The sequence below is a fragment of the Pedobacter sp. ISL-64 genome, from assembly GCF_018613605.1.
Taxonomy (GTDB): Bacteria; Bacteroidota; Bacteroidia; order Sphingobacteriales; family Sphingobacteriaceae; genus Pedobacter.
The window spans coordinates 41,772-58,106 of the sequence record NZ_JAGGPU010000019.1 but is presented as its reverse complement, the minus strand read 5'-3'; the positions used below and the strand labels follow the sequence as shown (position 1 = coordinate 58,106).

The following is a 16,335-nucleotide window of genomic DNA, read 5'->3' as shown; positions in this document are numbered from 1 at the left end:
GACTTCTCTCTGATCGCATATTTTACTACTATTTCTTATCTACAGGTCTATTTTTAATCTGACTAGGTTTTAACCAGATTTTAGCACCTTTCGAGTTTACATAATATTTTTCATTCTTCGCATTGATGTAAACATTAGATCCATCTGGAGCCATTTTACCTTTCCAGGTTTTATCTGCAACTTTCGAACCGCCTTTTACTGCTACTTCGGCAGTTTTATTACCTACAGATTTAGCACCTTTACCAATTGCTTTACCGGTATGATCTAATGCTTTACCTACTTCAGTTTTTTTCTTTTCCTGAGCATTTACAGTTAAGGCTGCACCTCCAAATAAGGCCAGCGTTAATAAACCCATTACTAATTTTCTTTTCATGACAGCTATATTTTGTTTAGAGAATAACAGTTGATCATAAGATTTGTTTTATTTCTGTTACACTAATAAAGATAAAGTTTTAGGATATTATTTTATAAGTAGAGAACAATAATCAAGGGTAAAAGATCTTGATTTACAAAAAAGCATAATTGCGCTAATTCGTTGAAGAGCTTCCTAATGGAAAGTTACTTAAAATGCTTTAAGTCAAATTTTTATTTTTTTGGAGCGCATGGTCACAGCAGCTATTAGCGTCTGTTCCCGTTCTCCGCTATATCCTTACGCTGCGCTTCAGGGATGCCGCTTCGCCCGGGGCTAAACAATTGGTGCTGCAAGAAATACAAAACGCCTACCTACCTCTTTCATAAGCATCCATTTTTTATTTCTTGCAAAGCCCCTCATTCAATAAACCTTATTGAAGCAGTTATCCTTTTTGTTGCACCACCAAAAATATACCGACTAACGATCACAAAAAGATAATAGCGAAAAGAAGGACTACCCGAACCGAAAAGCACCAAACTTGCTTTACAAAAGATTTAAATTGTTTTTTTTTGAAGCGCAAAGGCAGTAGCAACTATTAAGATTTGTTCCCGTTCTTCGCTGTATCCTTTCGCTGCGCTTCAGGGATGCCGCTCGCCCGGGGCTAAACAATTGGTGCTGCAAGAAATACAAATCATAACAAGGTTAAGTACCACAGTTGTCAGTCTGAGCGCAGTCGAAGACCTCTAGAGATAAATAAATTAAATAGACCTTTTGACTATACTAGCATTGATAGATTTCGATAGAATGATCGTCATCTCGACCGAAGCACCGCGAAGTGGAGAGATCTTTAAACTATATTATTGAAATCGAATTTAAAGATTTCTCCACTACGGTCGAAATGACGGTACTTCTAATTGACTCACCTCTTTAAATTCTCCTGTAATTATATTGATTTTATGAAATAAAATATCCCTAGGTTGACATTAATTTAATTTCTCGGCCAGCAATTTCATTTCGATATGTGGCGAATGGTTTTCATAAATAATACTGTGCACCGCCTTACAAATTGGCATATCTACATTGTACGCCTGATTTTTAATATGCATACATTTAACTGCATAATAACCTTCTGCAACCATATTCATCTCCAATTGGGCAGATTTTACGGTGTAACCTTTGCCTACCATGTTACCAAACGTACGGTTGCGGCTGAACTGCGAATAGGCTGTAACCAATAAATCGCCAAGATATGCCGACTCCATAATATCCCTGTTGATGGGGTGAACGGCATCGACGAAACGTTTAATCTCACGGATGGCATTGCTGATCAATACGGCCTGAAAGTTATCGCCATAACCTATGCCATGACAAATACCGCTGGCTACGGCATAAATATTTTTTAAAACCGCAGCATATTCCGTCCCGAAAATGTCGTCTGATACGTTTGTTTTAATGTAACGGGTATTTAAAAATGAAGCAAATGTTGATGCTTTGTCTACATCGGTACAGGCTATGGTTAGGTATGATAATTTTTCTAAAGCTACTTCTTCGGCATGGCATGGTCCGCTAACCACTAAAATATCATCGTATGGGATATTATAATTTTCGTGCAAAAATTCGCCGATAATCAGATTATCTTCGGGTACTATGCCTTTTATGGCTGAAATGATTTTTTTGCCCTTTAAATCTTCGGCGGTGATGGAAGTTAAAGTGTCTTTTAAAAATGCTGCCGGAACGTTTAGAATTACAAATTCGGCAGATTTTATGATGGAATTGATATCTGAAGAGATATGGTCTTCCTGAGTAAGTTTAATCTCAACAGAACTAATATAATTAGGGTTGTGTTTAAATTTTTTAATGTGCGCTATGGCTGCCTCGTTGCGCATCCACCAAAAAATTTCCTTTTCAGATAAATTATCTGCAAGCATTTTAACAATGGCAGTAGCCCAGCTCCCGCCCCCAATCATTGCTATTTTAGGTACCATGTTTTAAAGAGGTATAAGGCTTAAGGTAAAAGGCATAAGGTTATTATGTCCTACGTACTAAAGCTCAAGGTAAAAGATGTAAAGTTTAGGCTGAAGAACCATATTCCACATCCAAATCTTACATCTCAAGCTCGCAAGTTACTATTTCTTGTAGATATTTACGATAAAAAGTGTGAGGTGAATAGGCAAAACCCTACACCTCACACCTTTAACCTTACGCCTAAAAAGGCTATTTCTTAGCGTCTTTGCTAAACAATTGGTCTTTAGATGTTTTTTCTACAATCATTCCGTCTTTTAATTTGTTTTGGATGGCAGAATAAGGACCGGTAACAATTTCCTGGCCAGTTTTAACACCAGATTTCACGATAATAAACTGGTCATTTTGGATTCCTGTGGTTACCTCTGTCTTTTTAACCTTTTTAGTTTTAGCATCGTAAGCATAAATATATTGCTTCACTTTTTTATCGGTTAATTTAGATTTCTGTTTATCGGTGTTTTCCTGATTGCCCTGGTTTTGACCAGCATCGCCAGATTTACCACTATCAGTAAATACAGCCTGAATTGGAATAGCTAAACCTGTTAACGATTCGCTTTCGATATCAACTGTGGCCGACATGCCCGGGCGGAAAATAGATTGTTGTTTACCCGCTAGTTCTTCAGTAATTCTAATTTTTACAGAGAAATTGGTTACCTGATCTACTGAAGTAGATACCGCAGTACCAACAGCTGTTGATGAACTTGCAATTTCGGTTACTACACCTCTAAATTTTTTATCGGAGAAAGCGTCAACCTCAATCGAAGCTTTATCGCCAACTTTAACACGGGTAATATCGTTTTCGTTAACATCAACATTAACTTCCATTGATGATAGGTTAGAGATACGCATAATTTCTGTACCTGCCATTTGCGACGTTCCTAAAATACGATCTCCCAATTCGATTGACAATTTTGAAACCACACCATCAACCGGAGCATAAATTGTTGTTTTAGCCAAGTTTGCACCAGCTTCTTTAACATTTGCCCCTGTTTGCTCTAAAGTAAACTTAGCACCGGTTACATTTTCTTTTGCACTGGCCAAATTTGCTTTAGCTGTTAAAAAAGCAGCCTTTGCCGCATCAAACTCTGAAGCCGATATTACTTTTTTCTTAAAAAGCTCTACATTACGTTTGTAAGTTGCGTCTGCATTTACAAAGTTAGCCTGGTTTTGTGCCAATTGTTGTTGCGCAGCTGCAACACTTGATTTTTGCGCATTAAAACTCGCTACGGTTCTCTCGTAGCCTGATTGCAAAACATCAGGGCGTACTTTACAAAGCAATTGGCCTGCTTTAACAATATCACCTTCTTTTACCTTTAATTCTACTACCTCTCCCGATACTTCAGAACTTAATTTAACCTCAGTTTCCGGTTGAATTTTACCACTTGCAGTAACTGTTTCAACAACAGTTTTATCTGATGCTTTTTCTGTAGTTATTTTTTCGGTTTTGTTCCCGCCTATAACTCCAGTTAGCTTTAGTATAACTAGAAGAGCTATGATAGCAACTACGGTAATAATAATGTGCTTCAGTTTCATAATTTATTGATTGTATTTCGTTTGTTGTATTATGTTGTAATGTTTTAAAGTTAAAACGTTGTAATGTGACGGTATAAAACTAAAACTTTCGTTTTCTATTTTTCAGCTTTAAATCTTAAAATGTGATCTGTTTACCCAAATAATAATCAATTACTTTAGCCCTGAACAGTAAATCGTATTTTGCTAAGATAAAATCTATTTCGGCTTTGTTTCTATTGGTTTGAGCAGTACTGTAATCCAGCGAGTTTACCAATCCTACATTGTAACGTTGATCGATTACATAAAAAGCATCTTTCTGGGCCTGAAAAGCATTTTGGGTAGAAGAGTATCTACTTTGTGCGGCACTAAGATCGGCAACTGCCTGATTGATTACTTTGATCAAATTGTTTTTTGATAGCTGCTCATCAGTTTTGCGCTGCATCCAGTTAATTTTCGCTTTCCTTACCGCTGATCTTGTTGTAAAACCATTAAAAATCGGAATGGAAATTCCCATACTCACATACTGACCAAAGTTATCAGATAATTGATCGGTGAATTTCGATATTGGAAAACTCGAATTAAACTGATAGTAATAAGCCGATCCTAAACCAGCACCTAAACTAATCTGAGGAAAGAATCCACCCTTAGCTACAGCAATACCTTTTTCGGCTGCTTTACTGTTTAATTCCGCTAATTTAATATCAGGGAATGTGGCTAAAGCCTGGTTATAGATATCAGTAGGCACATAAGTGGTTTGAATATTACCCATCTCATTAACCAAAGGAGGCTGAACCTTAAAAGTCATTGGAGGTTGAATCTCCATCAATTGGCCTAAAGTTAAATAAGATATGGTTAGCTGGTTTTGAGCATTTGTTAAATTAAGCTCGGCTGTGGCTGCCTGCGATTTTGCCTGAGAAATATCGGCCAGGGTTTTATTTCCAACATCTAATAGTGCTTGTTCTCTTTTTAAAGTAGAATTGGCTACATCTAATTGTTGCTTTGTAGCCTTTACCTGATCTTCATTATTTAACACCTGAAGATAAGCCGTAACCACCTGAAGGATCAGATCGTTCTTTACCTTTTCTACGTTGGTTTCGTTAGCGGCCAGTAAAATTTTGTTTTGTCTGATCTGGTTCAGTTTAGTACCACCCTCAAAAAGCGAAACATTCGTACTTACGTTTGGACTTAAATTATAATTTTGAGTGTTTTCGAATAAACCTGATACCTGTTGACTTCTACCCCATTGCATCGACTGGTTAATGGTACCATTTAAGGTAGGTAAGAGTGCGTTTTTAGATTGACGAACAGTTTCTTCACTTAAAGAAGCACTAAAAGCGGCTTGTTTAATATTTAAATTGTTTTTTAATGTGTTTTCAACTGCCTGTTGAATACTGATAACTTCTTGAGCCTTAATTTTCTGACTAAAACTTAATGCTACTAATAACGCAGATCCGGTAATTAACTTATTCTTGGTAAACATCTTCATAATTTGTTTCAAATCTATATAAACAACTTTAATAATTTCAATCTGTACAGGCATTTAGTAACTTTGTAGCTAAAATGTACCTGATCAAATCACCGCTTCTGCTAAAATGGTATTATCCATCACTATTATGGAATAAATCCCGCACCGAAAAAGTTATTTATTTGACCTTTGACGATGGACCCATACCCAATGTTACAGATTTTGTATTAAAAACTTTAAAAGTCTTTAATGCTAAAGCTACATTTTTTTGCATTGGCGATAATATTGTAAAACACCCCGAAGTTTTTGAACGTGTAAAAAACGACGGACATGCCATTGGCAACCATACTTTCAATCATTTAAAAGGCTGGAAAACCGATAATGAAACCTACCTTCAAAATACACTAAAATGCCAGGAACTTACACAAACAAATCTTTTCCGCCCACCTTACGGAAGGATTAGGAAGAGCCAGATCCGCAGTTTGGAGTTTGGAGTTTGGNNCTCCAAACTCCAAACTCGAAATCGTAATGTGGGATGTACTCAGCGGCGATTTCGACACTAAGCTTTCGCCCGAAAAATGTTATCAAAACGTGATTAAACATACCGAAAATGGTTCTATAATTGTATTTCATGACAGTTTAAAAGCATTCGACCGTTTATCTTACGCACTTCCAAAAGTATTGGCTTATTTTAGTGAAAAAGGTTTCACATTTTCAACGCTTTAGCCTTAAGCTAATCCTATGCCAAGGCATTAAATACACGCCAACAATCTGATTATCAACAAATTAATATATCAAACAATAAATAACTGTTCAAAATCGCACAAATCTGTCCGATAACGAACGGTTAAGCCAGGTTAAGATCCTATCGTTTATAACTTCTTTATTACGTGATTAACAGCCGCCCAATTAACATGATGTTGTAGCGACCAGTTTTTAACTTTTTTTCTTGATGCGATCGTCATCAGGCTGCATCATATTTGTAACTCAATTAGAGTTTGTCACGTTGAGCTTGTCGAAACGCCTTTCGATCTATTTAAACAGGTCCTTCGACAGGCTCAGGATGACAATTCTATATTTATGAGACAGCCTCAGCTTTTCTGCTAGATAGACCTCGAAATGAATTACTTTCGGCAAGCTCGCTTAAAGCTCGGTTTACTACCTAGCTTTCCGCTGCGCTACAGATCAGTGTGACGATTATAATATAAAGCTGAAAGAATAGAGATTTTATTTATAACAGCCACTCAAAAAACACTTACTAATTGCATAAACCCAGCCATAACTTATGTGTTTTTACTGCCTTTAATTCCCCCTCTCTTTCGCTGTTTAGAATAATTCCAAATTACTTAATCGCCTGCCCAAATTACATTTAAGGGTTGTTTTTTGCTATTTTTGTTTTAACCAAAAAACTCGGCCCTATTGGCTCAGTAAACGCAAATTAATATACAAAAACAGTATTCTTTTTTGTAAAAAGCGGGTGTACATTTTGTTGCACAATCTTATAAGAAAAAGAATAAAATAGCTAAGATGAGTATTTATAACGATTATATCCAGGAGATTGAAGACAGAAAAGCTCAAGGTCTTCATCCCAAACCTATTGATGGAGCAGAATTATTGAGTGAAATCATCGATCAAATCAAAAGTGTAAATAATTTTAACAGGGCAGATGCTGTTAATTTTTTCATATACAACACCTTGCCGGGTACTACCGGAGCTGCTGGTGTAAAAGCAGAATTTTTAAAAGAAATTATTTTAGGCGGAACTATCGTTGCAGAAATTACACCTGATTTTGCTTTCGAATTGTTATCGCACATGAAGGGCGGATCTTCTATCAAAGTGTTGTTAGACATTGCGCTGGCCGATAATGGTGATAAAGCCCATAAAGCTGCAGATGTACTTAAAACACAGGTTTTCTTATACGATGCCGATACCGATCGTTTAAAAGAAGCTTACAACAATGGCAATGCCATTGCTAAAGAAATATTAGAAAGTTATGCCAGGGCTGAATTCTTTACTAACCTTCCCGAAGTACCAGAAGAAATCAAAGTGGTAACTTTTATCGCCGGTATTGGCGATATTTCTACAGATTTATTGTCTCCAGGTAACCAGGCACACTCTCGTTCAGATCGCGAATTGCATGGCAAATGCATGATTACGCCAGAGGCTCAGGAGGAAATTAAAGCGTTGCAGGCGCAACACCCTGATAAAAGTGTAATGCTGGTAGCTGAAAAAGGTACCATGGGTGTAGGTTCTTCACGTATGTCGGGTGTAAACAATGTTGCACTTTGGACGGGTAAAAAATCTAGCCCTTATATTCCATTTGTGAACATAGCTCCAATTGTAGGTGGTACCAATGGTATTTCTCCAATTTTCTTAACAACAGTTGATGTAACAGGCGGTATTGGTATCGACCTTAAAAACTGGGTAAAGAAAATGGATGAAAATGGCAATGTTATCCGTAACGAAAATGACGAGCCGGTTTTAGAGCAGGTTTATTCTATAGAAACGGGTACAGTACTTACCATTAATACAAAAACTAAAAAATTATACAATGGAGATCAAGAACTGATCGACATTTCAAAAGCGTTGACACCGCAAAAAATGGAATTTATCAAAGCTGGTAGTTCTTATGCTATCGTTTTTGGAAAAAAAATCCAAACTTTTGCAGCTAAAACTTTAGCTATCGAACCTTCGTTAGTGTTCGCCCCTGCTAAAGAGGTGTCTATTGAAGGTCAAGGTTTAACGGCTGTAGAAAAAATCTTCAATAGAAATGCAGTAGGTTTAACACAGGGCAAGGTTTTACATGCTGGTTCTGACGTTCGTGTAGAAGTAAACATTGTCGGTTCTCAAGATACAACAGGTTTGATGACCGCTCAGGAATTAGAAGCGATGGCTGCTACAGTTATTTCTCCAATTGTTGATGGCGCATATCAATCAGGTTGCCATACCGCATCTGTTTGGGATAAAAAAGCACAGGCAAACATCCCTAAACTGATGAAGTTTATGAATGACTTCGGCGTTATTACTGCCCGTGACCCTAAAGGCGAATACCATTCAATGACCGATGTTATTCACAAAGTATTGAACGACATCACTATTGATGAGTGGGCAATTATCATCGGTGGTGACTCGCATACACGTATGTCTAAAGGCGTAGCTTTCGGTGCGGATTCTGGCACGGTGGCATTGGCTCTGGCAACTGGTGAGGCTTCGATGCCAATTCCTGAGTCAGTAAAAGTTACATTCAAAGGTCAAATGAAAGAACACATGGATTTCCGTGATGTAGTTCATGCGACTCAATTGCAAATGTTGCAACAGTTTGATGGCGAAAACGTATTCCAGGGCCGTATCATCGAGGTACACATCGGTACTTTACTGGCTGACCAGGCCTTTACCTTTACCGACTGGACAGCAGAGATGAAAGCAAAAGCATCTATCTGTATTTCGCAAGATGATACTTTAATCCAATCTTTAGAAATTGCTAAAAATCGTATTCAAATTATGATAGACAAAGGTATGGACAACCATAACCAGGTTCTACAAGGTTTGATCAATAAGGCAAATAAACGTATTGAAGAAATAAAAACAGGTATCAAACCAGCTTTAATGCCGGATGATAATGCTAAATATTATGCTGAGGTTGTAATCGATTTGGATCTAATTGAAGAACCAATGATTGCTGATCCGGATGTGAATAACGTAGATGTTTCCAAACGTTATACGCACGATACCATCAGAGACTTAACTTTTTATGGTGGCGATAAAAAAGTAGATCTTGGTTTCGTAGGTTCTTGTATGGTACATAAGGATGACCTGAAAATCGTTTCTCAAATGTTGAAAAACGTAGAGAATAAAACGGGTAAAGTTGAGTTTAAAGCACCATTGGTAGTTGCGGCTCCTACTTACAATATTATTGATGAGCTGAAAGCAGAAGGCGACTGGGAATATTTACAAAAATACTCTGGATTTGAGTTCAGCGATGCCTTACCTAAAGCTGCAGCGCGTACGGAATATGAGAACATCATGTACTTAGAACGCCCGGGTTGTAACCTTTGTATGGGTAACCAGGAGAAAGCGGCTAAAGGCGACACCGTAATGGCTACGTCAACGCGTTTATTCCAGGGCCGGGTGGTAGAAGACAAGGATGGTAAAAAAGGAGAGTCTTTATTGGCATCTACGCCAGTAGTGGTTCTTTCTGCTATTTTAGGTCGTATTCCAAGTATCGAAGAATATAAAATAGCAGTAGAAGGTATTAATTTAACCAAGTTTACCCCTATTTCTACGAAACAATAAGAAACAAATAAACTATATTATTGTTAATAAAGCATTAAGGCTATCCGATAATCAGATAGCCTTTTTATTTACACTAACAATTGAATAGAATGGTTTTAAATAACATAATTTGACAAATCTTAAAAATAAGTATATTAAAAATTGTTTAATTTAGTTAGTGTTGTTATTAACAATAATTTAAAAAAAAATAAAGTATGGCTTTTGATATAGACATGATTAAAAAGGTTTATGCAAGCTTTGGCAGCCGCGTTGAGGCTGCGCGTAAAGTGGTTGGCAGACCTTTAACATTATCTGAAAAAATATTGTATACACACCTTTGGGATGGAGATCCTAAAACGGCGTTTAAACGTGGCTCTGACTACGTAGATTTTGCACCAGATCGCGTTGCGATGCAGGATGCAACAGCTCAAATGGCATTATTGCAATTTATGCAGGCTGGTCGCCCACAAGTGGCTGTACCTTCAACAGTTCATTGCGATCACTTAATTACGGCTAAAGAAGGTGCTGCAATAGATTTACCTCATGCTAAAACCGAAAGTGCCGAAGTTTTTGATTTCTTATCTTCTGTATCGAACAAATACGGTATCGGTTTCTGGAAACCAGGTGCTGGTATTATTCACCAGGTAGTTTTAGAAAATTATGCTTTTCCAGGAGGAATGATGATCGGAACCGACTCGCATACCGTAAATGCGGGTGGCTTGGGTATGGTTGCCATTGGAGTTGGTGGTGCTGATGCCTGCGATGTAATGGCGGGTTTACCTTGGGAGCTTAAATTCCCTAAATTAATCGGCGTAAAGTTAACAGGAAAATTAAACGGGTGGACTGCTGCTAAAGATGTAATTCTTAAAGTTGCGGGTATCCTTACCGTAAAAGGTGGTACAGGAGCAATTGTAGAATATTTTGGCGATGGCGCCACCTCAATGAGCTGTACAGGTAAAGGCACCATTTGTAACATGGGCGCCGAGATTGGTGCAACCACTTCTACTTTTGGTTATGACGAAAGTATGGAACGTTATTTACGCGCAACGGGTAGAAATGAAGTTGCTGATGAAGCAAATAAAATAAAGGAATATTTAACAGGTGATGCTGAAGTTTATGCTGATCCGGAAAACTATTTCGATCAGGTTATTGAGATCGATCTGGATACTTTAGAGCCTTACCTAAATGGCCCTTTTACACCAGATTTAGCTACTCCGGTTTCGCAGATGAAAGTGGAGGCAGAGAAAAACGGCTGGCCTTTAAAAGTCGAATGGGGATTGATCGGTTCTTGTACCAACTCTTCTTACGAGGATTTATCAAGAGCAGCCTCTATCGCAAACCAGGCTATTGTTAAAGGTTTGGTAACCAAATCGGCATTCGGTATCAACCCAGGATCTGAGCAGGTACGTTATACTGCAGATCGTGATGGTTTCCTAAAAACTTTCGAAGATTTAGACGCAACAATTTTTACCAATGCCTGCGGACCATGTATTGGAATGTGGGACCGTACCGGGGCAGAAAAAGCAGAAAAAAACACGATCGTACACTCGTTTAACAGAAACTTTGCTAAACGTGCAGATGGGAACCCTAATACTTTCGCTTTCGTGGCTTCACCAGAAATGGTTGCTGCAATTGCAATTTCAGGTAATTTAGGCTTTAATCCATTAACCGATACCTTAACAAACGATAAAGGCGAACAGGTTAAATTAGACCCACCTACCGGTTTTGAACTGCCAACAAAAGGTTTCGCTGTAGAAGATGCAGGTTATCAGGCACCAGCAGCTGATGGTTCATCCGTTCAGGTTTTGGTTTCTCCAACTTCGCACCGTTTACAATTGTTAGATCCATTTACCCCTTGGGAAGGTACCGACTTAAAAGGTTTAAAACTTTTAATCAAAGCCAAAGGTAAATGTACAACAGATCATATCTCAATGGCTGGTCCATGGTTAAAATTCCGTGGTCACTTAGATAACATTTCTAACAACATGCTCATTGGTGCGGTTAACTATTTCAACGATAAAACAGATAACGTTAAAAATGAATTAACGGGTGAATATGGCCCGGTTCCTGCAACGCAACGCGATTATAAAGCTGCTGGCTTAGGATCTATTGTTGTTGGTGACGAAAACTATGGCGAAGGTTCATCACGTGAACATGCCGCTATGGAACCCCGACACTTAGGTGTTCGTGCTGTATTGGTAAAATCTTTTGCCCGTATCCACGAAACTAACCTAAAGAAACAAGGTATGTTAGGTTTAACCTTTGCAGATAAAGATGATTATGATAAAATCTTAGAGGATGATACCATCGATATCGTAGGCTTAACAGAATTCGCTCCAGATAAACCATTAACATTAGTATTACACCATGCTGATGGTACCCAAGAGCAATTCCCGGTTAACCACAGTTATAACGATCAACAAATCGAATGGTTTAAAGCTGGTGGTGCGCTAAATATTATTCGGGCTGAAGCAGCGGCTAAGGCAGCGCTTTTGTAGATTGAAGTCCGAAGTCCAGAGTCGGAAGTTCGAGATTTTTGACATCGTATCAATCCCGTTTTGTTAAATCAGGACGGGATTTTTTTATTTGGAAACTACAATATTAGTTCTATTTTTGCTACTTGAAATAAACTAATCAAATTAATGAAAAAGCTCTTTCTTGTGCCATTACGGCCATGACTTTCTTTGCTATACAAGGCAATAACGAAACTGATATTGAAGGTTTTGGTCTTCGCACCGGTATTGCTTTAGGTTTCGGCTTTTAATTAGACATATCAAAAAATTTAATCCCGTTTTGTTTAAAAGCAAAACGTTTTTTTTATCATACCCGTAATTGCATAAACTATGAAAAAACTTCTATTATCATTTGCCATCCTAGCCATATTTAATTTAACGGCGTGCAAAAAAACTGAGTCTGAAAATAATTCTATAATTGGTAAATGGCAAGTTGAATCATATGTGATCACTAATTTCGAAAATACAGGAAAAGATCAGGACGATACCAAAGACGAAAGTCCAAGGCCAACTCTAGAATTTAAAGAAGACGGTAGTTTACATGCTATTTTTTATTTCAAAGATTTGCCAGGAAGCAACCAGAATACAATAGATGATGTGCAGGTAAAATATACCATTACTGGTGATAAAATAAACCTAAGTGGGGATTTAGCCTTTAACCACAATAGTTTTACCTTTTCTATTTCAAATAATACCTTGATTTTAAAGAGAACCGATAAATCAGCCATTGGAAATAAGAACGGAGAAACTCATACAGAAAATACAACGGTTACTGCCAGTAGATTATAGTGTTACACTAATTTTTTGTGAAATAAGGTACAATCCCGTTTTGTTAAATCAGGACGGGATTTTTATTTAAAGGCTGTTAAAGTCTAAGAGCCTGTTTAAAAATGATATTTTTTTTTACTTATAGGCAACCTGAGTTCGATTAATAATAATATTTTAAAAAGCTATTACCGGGTGTTTTTTATGAGTGCCGTCACCCTGAATTCATTTCAGGGTCTTAATAGCAAGAAAGATGCTGAAACAAGTTCAGCATGACGATCGCATTAGGCAAAGGAGCTATTAAAGCAATCATTATGATCCAATATTAATCGAACTCAGGTTTATAGGCAATATCAATCCCGTTTTGTTAAATCAGGACGGGATTTTTTGTTCTTTTACCAGATACCGCTTAAAATGATGTCTATTTATCCAATTTGTCACATTGTCCAAAGGACTCCTTTGGAGAGCTTGTCGAAATGCTTTAAAATCGTTTTAAAAAGTCCTTCGACAGGCTATCAATGACAGATTCTAAAAATCGGTCGTCTTTCCCGCGCAGGCGGGAATCTTAAAGCAACCGACAAGCCCCTACCAAGGCATTATGATTATCTTCGATGAGCACTTCGTGGTTCTCAATCGAGTTGGGGAATGACGATACCCCGTATCCTGTCACCGTCACTCCATTGTTTTTCTAAAAGTGGTTTCTCAGTATAACAAATCTATCATTTAGGATTTAACCTCTTTCTTTTTTCGGAAAGCAGTTGCAGTAGTTCTTAGGTTGGGGTTAGTCCCGCTAATGCTGCTGCTGGTTGAAGGAACCAGCATTCGCGTATATCGGGTTTAGATGGCAGAGACAGAGGTGCTTTTCACACAAAAATCCCCCTGGATGCCATGAGGGGAAGTTTGCCTTCCTTGCAGGAAATGAGCGCTCTAGCCCCGGGCGCAGCGGCATCCCTGAAGCGCAGCGTAAGGATATAGCGGAGAACGGGAACAAACTTTAACAGCTGTTACTGATCTTGCGCTTCAAAAGATCAAATAAGTATTTTCTTTTTTTTGGAAAGCAGTCGTGGTAGTTCTTGGTTGCGGCTGGTCCTTACCAATAACTATTTTGTCTGTTATTTGAAAATTTCCATTTTGAAGATTAATTATACTCATTTTTATTTCCAATCATAAGAAAGTGCTCGAACAATATTAGCAATTGCCTTGTCTGATAAATTATAGCGTTTAGCAATAAAAGTATGGCTTGTTTTACAGCCTAAGATCAAGTCAGTATTATTCCACAATTCAAAGTCACCTGCTTTTATCCAAATTTCAATGAATAAACTTAATTCACTTTCAGGTAATGTACTGTCATTTGATACATACTCGTGAAATGTCCAGGGTTGTGTCCAATTGTCGAAGTCTAATATTTTTTTTTCGAGTGTTTTCATAAATGACTTACAACGGGTTTATTTCACTTAAGACTGTTCAATAATTATTCAAATTCATAACCGCAATCGTAGCAATGATGACATTTATTCGCCTTGATGGGTGTAGTTAGGGTTAAAAAGGCAAGTATAGTTGCCCAAATACTGTATTTTTTATCGGTAGCCATTCCATAACCCACATTGGTAGATCCACATTTCTTACAAACTGTTTTATCTTCCGCTGATTCTTCTTCATCAACAATTTCATCTGATGATTCAAAAGCCAAACTATTGTCTTCAGCTAGTAAAGCATTAATGGCCTCTACATCTCTTTCAAAAACAATGAGTTTTACACCGCCAATGGCCTGATTGTAAAGTGGATTTAAGGTTGCAACATTTTCATCCGCAAGGAAACAGGCAAATCCACTATCTTCCAATTTAGCTTTAATAATATTGGCCTCCATTGGATTGTAATAAGTGCTGTAAACTACTGTTCTATCATTCATCAACCAAACTTAAGAATTTGTTTAATAATGAAGAAGAAAACAGCCATATATCAACTAACTTTTTAGGAAATTTTGCCACCAATAGCCCGAATCTTTAATGCTGCGCTCCTGTGTTTTAAAATCGTTATAAATCAATCCAAAGCGGGCAGTAAATCCTTCAGCCCATTCAAAATTATCCATTAATGTCCAGGCCATATAACCTGTTACATTTACACCTTCCTTTTTGAGCTTTAGCAGTGCATTTAAATAAAGTTTAAAATATTCGATCCGCTCAGGGTCTTCTACCCTACCGTTGATCAATTTATCATGATAAGCGGCACCATTTTCCGTGATTATGATATTTTTGACATTTGGGTAAGCGGCAAACTGTTTCACGATATTATAGAAACTATCAGCATTTACCTCCCATCCCATTGCGGTATGAGGCTTTTTTCTGCTCTTGGCTTTTACCTCCCAGGCCTGAATAACCGGAATAAAGGCATTATACTTAACCACCAAAGGGAAATAATTTTGAAGACCGATAAAGTCAAAATCAAATTTCATCCGTTCGTGAAGCCGCCAGGTACCATATTCGATCTGAAATTTCTCTAACACATCCCAATTGGCAGTGGGAAAACCCATGCCTTGTGTAGGTTCTACAAAAAGACGGTTCATTACGCAATCAACACGTTTTGCAGCAAGGATATCACTATCACTCTGGGTACTTGGGATTACTTCCGAGCAAGAAAAAGTAGTTCCGATATTAGCCTTGCTAATTTCTGCGCGTAAAATCTTGCCCCCATCTGCCTGGGCCAGTGCAGTATGTAATACCGCTGAAAAGAAATTACCTAATCCTGTTTTCCCTGGGGCATGAACGCCTAACATATACCCCAAAGAAGTATAACCGAAAGGCTCATTCAACACAATCCAGTTTTTCACTTTATCGCCATATTCTAAGGCACAGATACTCACAAAAGCATTAAAAGCAGCATTGATGCTAAAGCTTGTCCAACCGCCCTCATCTTCCAAAGCCTGTGGTAAATCCCAGTGATAAAGCGTGATGTAGGGTGTTATTCCATGGGTTAAACATTCATCAATAAGGTTGTGATAAAAGCGGATGCCTTCCTGGTTAATCTCTCCCCTGCCTGCAGGTAAAATGCGCGACCAGGCAATAGAAAATCTAAACACTTTAAAGCCCAGCAGTTTAACTAAAGCTATATCTTCAGCGTAGCGGTGATAAAAATCGCAAGCAGGATCTAATTTGTGATTCTTTTTTATTTTTCCATTTTTCGCAGTAAAGGTATCCCAAATGGAAGGGCCTTTACCGTACTGGGTGGCTGTACCTTCTATTTGAGCAGCAGCAGTAGCCACACCCCATAAAAAATTTTGGCCAAAATCACTTGCATTAATCATTCGCTATCAATTAATTGCCATAAGTTGCAAGTTTAATATTAACAAATCATTAACAAGGAATAGAAAAGACTTTTTATCTACATTTTAATTGTTATTCTTTTAATCTCAGATATTATGATCCGACGCCGTATTT

Annotated in this window: 12 protein-coding genes; 5 read left to right on the top strand and 7 right to left on the bottom strand. The window is 37.8% G+C overall.

The features are described from left to right. Positions 1 to 28: 28 nt before the first annotated feature. The 4 genes from J7E57_RS20460 to J7E57_RS20445 all read right to left on the bottom strand — a co-directional run bounded on the left by J7E57_RS20460 (position 29) and on the right by J7E57_RS20445 (position 5,426). Entirely contained in the window at positions 29 to 373 is a 345-nt protein-coding gene (locus J7E57_RS20460; RefSeq protein ID WP_215125465.1) for a hypothetical protein, read from the bottom strand. A gap of 962 nt (positions 374 to 1,335) precedes the next feature. Further along, positions 1,336 to 2,337 carry an NAD(P)H-dependent glycerol-3-phosphate dehydrogenase gene (locus J7E57_RS20455; RefSeq protein ID WP_251029987.1) on the bottom strand — a complete coding sequence of 334 codons (1,002 nt, stop codon included), beginning with the start codon at positions 2,335 to 2,337 and terminating at the stop codon, positions 1,336 to 1,338. 229 nt (positions 2,338 to 2,566) lie between these two features. After that, positions 2,567 to 3,907 (bottom strand): efflux RND transporter periplasmic adaptor subunit, encoded by a 1,341-nt coding sequence (locus J7E57_RS20450; protein WP_215125464.1) that lies wholly within the window; start codon positions 3,905 to 3,907, stop codon positions 2,567 to 2,569. 115 nt (positions 3,908 to 4,022) lie between these two features. Next, a complete protein-coding gene (locus tag J7E57_RS20445) occupies positions 4,023 to 5,426 on the bottom strand; it encodes a TolC family protein (RefSeq protein ID WP_251029986.1) in 1,404 nt (467 codons plus the stop codon). Positions 5,427 to 5,446: 20 nt separating this feature from the next. Between J7E57_RS20445 and J7E57_RS20440 the strand changes: the two genes are divergently transcribed. The 5 genes from J7E57_RS20440 (at position 5,447) to J7E57_RS20425 (ending at position 12,925) form a co-directional block, all read left to right on the top strand. Continuing rightward, entirely contained in the window at positions 5,447 to 5,914 is a 468-nt protein-coding gene (locus tag J7E57_RS20440; protein WP_317196563.1) for a polysaccharide deacetylase family protein, read from the top strand. After that, positions 5,880 to 6,077, top strand: a complete 198-nt coding sequence (locus J7E57_RS27360; protein WP_317196567.1) for a hypothetical protein — start codon at positions 5,880 to 5,882, stop codon at positions 6,075 to 6,077. The genes J7E57_RS20440 and J7E57_RS27360 overlap by 35 nt, the downstream gene beginning before the upstream one ends. Before the next feature lie 801 nt (positions 6,078 to 6,878). Further along, on the top strand, positions 6,879 to 9,644 hold the full coding sequence (locus J7E57_RS20435) for a bifunctional aconitate hydratase 2/2-methylisocitrate dehydratase (RefSeq protein WP_215125462.1): 2,766 nt from the start codon (positions 6,879 to 6,881) through the stop codon (positions 9,642 to 9,644). A gap of 194 nt (positions 9,645 to 9,838) precedes the next feature. Continuing rightward, positions 9,839 to 12,121: an aconitate hydratase gene (locus J7E57_RS20430; protein WP_215125461.1), complete on the top strand. Its 2,283-nt coding sequence runs from the start codon at positions 9,839 to 9,841 to the stop codon at positions 12,119 to 12,121. Between the two features lie 345 nt (positions 12,122 to 12,466). Next, positions 12,467 to 12,925 (top strand): lipocalin family protein, encoded by a 459-nt coding sequence (locus J7E57_RS20425; RefSeq protein ID WP_215125460.1) that lies wholly within the window; start codon positions 12,467 to 12,469, stop codon positions 12,923 to 12,925. A 1,130-nt stretch (positions 12,926 to 14,055) separates the two neighbouring features. On the opposite strand, the gene J7E57_RS20420 is transcribed toward J7E57_RS20425, so the two are convergent. The 3 genes from J7E57_RS20420 to J7E57_RS20410 are packed head-to-tail and all read right to left on the bottom strand — an operon-like array spanning position 14,056 to position 16,202. Further along, entirely contained in the window at positions 14,056 to 14,328 is a 273-nt protein-coding gene (locus J7E57_RS20420; protein ID WP_215125459.1) for a hypothetical protein, read from the bottom strand. 44 nt (positions 14,329 to 14,372) lie between these two features. After that, positions 14,373 to 14,810, bottom strand: a complete 438-nt coding sequence (locus tag J7E57_RS20415) for a DUF2007 domain-containing protein (RefSeq protein ID WP_215125458.1) — start codon at positions 14,808 to 14,810, stop codon at positions 14,373 to 14,375. Between the two features lie 54 nt (positions 14,811 to 14,864). Next, positions 14,865 to 16,202 (bottom strand): GH1 family beta-glucosidase, encoded by a 1,338-nt coding sequence (locus tag J7E57_RS20410; RefSeq protein ID WP_215125457.1) that lies wholly within the window; start codon positions 16,200 to 16,202, stop codon positions 14,865 to 14,867. Positions 16,203 to 16,335: the final 133 nt, after the last annotated feature.

Bases quoted from the DNA above. Each gene is read 5' to 3' on its own strand.
- J7E57_RS20460 (WP_215125465.1), bottom strand. From the start codon at position 373: ATGAAAAGAAAATTAGTAATGGGTTTATTAACGCTGGCCTTATTTGGA.
- J7E57_RS20455 (WP_251029987.1), bottom strand. From the start codon at position 2,337: ATGGTACCTAAAATAGCAATGATTGGGGGCGGGAGCTGGGCTACTGCC.
- J7E57_RS20450 (WP_215125464.1), bottom strand. From the start codon at position 3,907: ATGAAACTGAAGCACATTATTATTACCGTAGTTGCTATCATAGCTCTT.
- J7E57_RS20445 (WP_251029986.1), bottom strand. From the start codon at position 5,426: ATGCCTGTACAGATTGAAATTATTAAAGTTGTTTATATAGATTTGAAA.
- J7E57_RS27360 (WP_317196567.1), top strand. From the start codon at position 5,880: ATGTGGGATGTACTCAGCGGCGATTTCGACACTAAGCTTTCGCCCGAA.
- J7E57_RS20435 (WP_215125462.1), top strand. From the start codon at position 6,879: ATGAGTATTTATAACGATTATATCCAGGAGATTGAAGACAGAAAAGCT.
- J7E57_RS20430 (WP_215125461.1), top strand. From the start codon at position 9,839: ATGGCTTTTGATATAGACATGATTAAAAAGGTTTATGCAAGCTTTGGC.
- J7E57_RS20425 (WP_215125460.1), top strand. From the start codon at position 12,467: ATGAAAAAACTTCTATTATCATTTGCCATCCTAGCCATATTTAATTTA.
- J7E57_RS20420 (WP_215125459.1), bottom strand. From the start codon at position 14,328: ATGAAAACACTCGAAAAAAAAATATTAGACTTCGACAATTGGACACAA.
- J7E57_RS20415 (WP_215125458.1), bottom strand. From the start codon at position 14,810: ATGAATGATAGAACAGTAGTTTACAGCACTTATTACAATCCAATGGAG.
- J7E57_RS20410 (WP_215125457.1), bottom strand. From the start codon at position 16,202: ATGATTAATGCAAGTGATTTTGGCCAAAATTTTTTATGGGGTGTGGCT.